Here is a 787-nt window from a genome sequence, read left to right on the forward strand (position 1 = left end):
AGCGCTACAACGTCGACCCCGGCCGCATCGTGGTCAGCGGCTTCTCCTCCGGCGCCATGATGACCAACGTCCTGGCCGCCGAATACCCCGACGTGTTCTCCGCCGCCTCCGCCTTCTCCGGCGTCCCGGCCGGCTGCTTCGCCACCAACGACGGGTCGCTCTGGAACGGCCAGTGCTCCGGCGGGCAGATCAGCAAGACCGCCCAGCAGTGGGGCGACCAGGCCCGCGCCATGTACCCCGGCTACACCGGCCGCTACCCCCGCATGCAGCTGTGGCACGGCACCACCGACACCACCCTGCACTACAACAACTTCGGTGAAGAGATCAAGCAGTGGACCAACCTCAACGGGTTGAGCCAGACCCCCGCCTTCACCGACCACCCCCAGTCCTCCTGGACCCGCACCCGGTACGGCAACACCGGCACCCAGGCCACCGTCGAGGGCATCAGCATCTCCGGCGTCGGCCACCAGCTCCCCATGAGCGGCCAGCTCGCCTACGCCATCTCCTTCCTCGGCCTCGACGCGCCGAGCACCTCCCCGTCCGCCACGCCGACCGTCACCCCCACCGTGACACCGACGGTGACGCCGTCGGCGACCCCGACCTCCGGCGGGGGCAGCGGGCCGATCAAGGGTGTGGCCTCCGGCCGCTGCGTGGACGTACCCGGCGCCAGCCAGACCGACGGCACCCAGGTGCAGATCTGGGACTGCAACGGCCAGAACAACCAGACCTGGTCGTCCACCTCGGCCAGTGAGATCCGCGTCTACGGCAACAAGTGCCTCGACGCCGG

The 787-nt window shown here is 69.9% G+C and carries 1 protein-coding gene; it reads left to right on the top strand.

The genetic code is table 11. The annotated features are described in order from the left end of the window. Positions 1-787: ricin-type beta-trefoil lectin domain protein (locus tag HHX33_RS34715; RefSeq protein WP_182878260.1), on the top strand; the 787-nt coding region annotated here is incomplete at both ends.

The organism is Microbispora sp. H10670 (assembly GCF_014161385.1).
GTDB lineage: Bacteria > Actinomycetota > Actinomycetes > Streptosporangiales > Streptosporangiaceae > Microbispora > Microbispora triticiradicis.